Here is a 3,471-nt window from a genome sequence, read left to right as displayed (position 1 = left end):
TGTCATGGCTTTACTCCTCAAACTCGCCCTCGATCATCCCGTTCAGATACCGGCCGGGATCTGCGATGAAGTCATCCCATTTGGCCAGAGGGTGGAATTCCTCATGCTCGATGTCCAGATACCACAGCTTTTTGTCCCTGGGGCTCCACAGCAGCAGATAGTCGCTGTAGTTGTCCATCTGCACCATGAGGGAGAGCAGCTTCTTCCGTTTCCAGGTCATCTCCTGCACATCCATGAAGGAGTAGAGCTCCGCCCACTTCACCCATTCCTGATCCGGGAACTCCAGCCGCAGGGGGCCGGTCTTCAAGTATTCCACCAACTTGGCGGGCAGTTTGTAGGGCATAAGCTGCCGGAGCTTCTCCTGCTCGTTGTGCCATTCCTCCGGTTCCAGGGACTTCAGGTAGTCGGCCAGCTCCTGATTCTTGTTCTGCACCGCCACGGTGTAAGGCCGGTCACCGTATTTGTCGGCAATGGTGATGTCGGCTCCCTGCTCAATGAGCCAACGCACCATGGGGAGATTTTTGTGTCGGGCAGCTACGGTGACAGCGGTAGGTGCGTTCGGAAACACCATGTCCGGCTTGTAGTAATTGATGTCTGCCCCTTTTTCCAGAAGCAGCCGGGCAAGTTTGGTATTGCCCTCGGACACAGCGGCCCGGAATGCCTCGCCGCCAAACTTCTTCACGGTGATCCCGGCCTGCTCCAGCACGGGGATATTCTCCGGGCGCTTGCCCCAGCGCACTTCCTGGAAAGCCCGCTCTTTCTGCTTCGGGCTGAGTTTTGCGGCCTGTCCCGCAAAGAGCGCCACCACCTTTGGCCCGCAGCAGCGGGCGGCAGTGAGCAGCAGGGGCTGTTCCTCTGCCAGATCGGGATCGGCTCCATGCTCCAGCAGGAAGTGGATCATGGGCACATCATTCCGAAAAACCGCGATCTCCAGCGGCATCAGTTTGATGTATTCGCTGAGCTGGATGGGAACATCTAAATCCAGGCCGCCTTGGAGCAGCGCCTCCAGCTTGGGAGTGTCATGGTCACAGATGGCGGCAGCCGTTTCCGGGAGGGTCTCCCAGCGGCCAATATATCCGATCTCGTACATAAGGCACCTGCTTTCTCGACTTGTACTCATTCATCCCCGAACCGCTCAGCAGCGTCTTTGTAAAGAGTGATGCTCTTAGCCACCTTCTTTTTCTGGCTACGAATGCGGAAATAGTCCCACAGAATGCGCTTCAGTTCCGGGTTCTCCACCTTGAGGGGCAGCAGGCTGATGAACATTTCGTCGTAGCTTCCATATAGCACACCGCCCCGATTGTAGGTCTGCCATGTCACCGTAGGTTTGCGGCCCTCCGGGTCCTTGGCCAGATCAAAGAGCCACCGCTCATCCAGATCCACATAGCGTTCAATCATAAACCTTGTGTCATAGGTTCCATAGCTATAATCCCCCCAGAAAATCAGAGCGATCATTCCATCCGGGCCCAGGCGTTCATAGGTCCAGCCTTCCGGATAACAGCGGTAATGGAGCATTCCCAGCGCATGGAACAAATAGCCTTTTTGCGGCGTATCCAGAAGGGGCGAATAGGTCTCGTACACCTGCTCCTTGGGCTGGGTGATGATCGCCTTCATAAAGACCGGCATCAGCCAGCTGCCGCCGTAGCGTTTATTCAGCTCATCAGCCAATGCTTGCAGTCGCTCATCCGGGTTGCGGATCAGGGAGGCGGTCAGCACCACAGCGGGAATTTTCTCTTTTTCCTTGGGTGTGGCATCCCAAATGCGAAGCCCGTCCGTAATCCACCAGGAGGTACAATCATCACCAGAATAAACAGGTGTGCGTTTCAGCTGGGCGATCCGCTGGGTGTTTTCCGCCAGGAAGCGGTAGACCTCCAGCATTTTAGGCGAGGCTTTCCCCAACATCAAATGGAAACAGAAGTTCAGTTGTTCTATATCCAGTGGCTTTGCGTCCCACTCGTCCAGCAGCTGGGAGAGAGTCTTCAGAATAACTGGGGCAATCTGCTCCGATACACAGTCGGAACAGGCATCCGACATGATATTGCTGCCCATCCATTTGCCCTTGACCAGCTTGGCCCACAGTGGGGCAGCAGGGGCATACTCCAGTTGCGCCAAAGCCTTCTGAGCAGCCGTTTTGCATTTGCCCTTTTCTGTATTCACAAGCTGGAAAAGCAGTTCGCCGTTTGCTTGATCCTTGCCCAGCTCCAAAATGGCCTGTTCTCGCTTTACGCCCTTGGGAGGCAGTTGTTCCAAAGTCATCATTCTTTTTTCTCCTATCCCACAATGGTGGTTTCCTTGACGGCCAGATTGTCGTAATCCATGGCGATCAGCTTTGCGGCGGTCTCCGGCTGGGCCGATGGAGCGACTGCATATACTTACTGCTTTTTCTGGCAAAACTCTTTCACATAATCGTATATACTCTTTATCCCGCCATCGGTTACTGTATTAAACAGGCCATAAGGTTCGTTTTCCAGCTGCTTTTCTGCAAGGAGCATTGCCTGGCGGAAATTCCCTTCTGCGATTTCACACAGTACGACATTCAATCGTGCGGCCGGCGCAGTATCATGGAGAATCTCCGCTTTGAAGTCGGAGACTGTACTGCAGCGGCTATGATGGTCTTGAATGGACTTGTTAAACCGACAAAACGCCTCATTCATGACCAAGGTTGCTGCGTCCACCGTGGGGACAGGTAGTTCCATTTCCTTGATGATATGAGCGGAAGGGGAATGTGCCGCTGTGATATGGAAACTAAATGGTTTCTTCCGGGCTACCTCACCCATTTCATATACATCCCAAAAGACATTGTCAATGACGCATGGCTTTGTGGAAACGACTGCTCTTATGGCAGTACCACGCCGGACAGGGGGCGCAGACAGAAATACTTCATATAAGAAATCACCCAGGACCTTATAGGCGCAGTCTGAAACCACTTTGAAGCCATGCTCTCCGGCAACTACTTTTAGGTTTTTGGAAAGCATCGTGCTTAATTCCTTGACTGCCTTCTGCTCCTGCCGTGTCATGCTATTTTCACCTCGTCCAGCTCCAGAATGGCTTTTTCTCGCTTTGCGCCCTTGGAGGGCAGTTGTTCTAACCTCATCATCTATACTATCAATTACTCTTTATTTTTGTATGCTCTGTATCCGCCAATGCACACAATCGCAAACAACATCGGTACTGCTGCATAACCTGCATTTGCTGTTCCGTTTGATAGGAATACATAGAACGAACCAGCAAAGGTCAGGATTGTTAAGAGAATAGAAAGTACAAGCAACAACTTTTTCATAGCAGTGATTTCCTATCCCACAATGGTGGTCTCCTTGACGGCCAGATTGTCGTAATTCATGGCGATCAGCTTCTCGGCGGCTTCTGGGGTACACATGAACCAGGTGCTCACGCCCCAGGCATCCATCCTTGTGACGGTGAAGAAGTCGGTTTCGGCGGGAGAGGGATTTCTGGCGTCAAGATAGCGGTCGG

Annotated in this window: 4 protein-coding genes; all 4 read right to left on the bottom strand. The window is 53.0% G+C overall.

Going from position 1 to position 3,471, the window contains the following annotated elements:
* Positions 1-10: 10 nt before the first annotated feature.
* The gene (locus tag B5F88_RS18700) at positions 11-1,090 is read right to left on the bottom strand and encodes an ankyrin repeat domain-containing protein (RefSeq protein ID WP_087348983.1); all 1,080 of its coding nucleotides are present in this window, start codon (positions 1,088-1,090) and stop codon (positions 11-13) included.
* Positions 1,091-1,116: 26 nt separating this feature from the next.
* On the bottom strand, positions 1,117-2,391 hold the full coding sequence (locus tag B5F88_RS18695; RefSeq protein ID WP_242959888.1) for a hypothetical protein: 1,275 nt from the start codon (positions 2,389-2,391) through the stop codon (positions 1,117-1,119).
* Complete coding sequence (locus B5F88_RS18690) at positions 2,373-3,017, bottom strand: hypothetical protein (RefSeq protein WP_087348979.1); 645 nt, start codon at positions 3,015-3,017, stop codon at positions 2,373-2,375. The genes B5F88_RS18695 and B5F88_RS18690 overlap by 19 nt, the downstream gene beginning before the upstream one ends.
* Positions 3,018-3,109: 92 nt before the next feature.
* Positions 3,110-3,280 (bottom strand): hypothetical protein, encoded by a 171-nt coding sequence (locus B5F88_RS21175; RefSeq protein ID WP_204246270.1) that lies wholly within the window; start codon positions 3,278-3,280, stop codon positions 3,110-3,112.
* Positions 3,281-3,471 lie beyond the last annotated feature (191 nt).

Origin of the sequence: Flavonifractor sp. An306, from assembly GCF_002159455.1 — a bacterium.
Lineage (GTDB): Bacteria > Bacillota > Clostridia > Oscillospirales > Oscillospiraceae > Flavonifractor.
Note: the sequence above shows the minus strand (reverse complement) of the source record. Positions and strands in the feature narration are given on the sequence as shown.

Bases quoted from the DNA above. Each gene is read 5' to 3' on its own strand.
- B5F88_RS18700 (WP_087348983.1), bottom strand. From the start codon at position 1,090: ATGTACGAGATCGGATATATTGGCCGCTGGGAGACCCTCCCGGAAACG.
- B5F88_RS18690 (WP_087348979.1), bottom strand. From the start codon at position 3,017: ATGACACGGCAGGAGCAGAAGGCAGTCAAGGAATTAAGCACGATGCTT.
- B5F88_RS21175 (WP_204246270.1), bottom strand. From the start codon at position 3,280: ATGAAAAAGTTGTTGCTTGTACTTTCTATTCTCTTAACAATCCTGACC.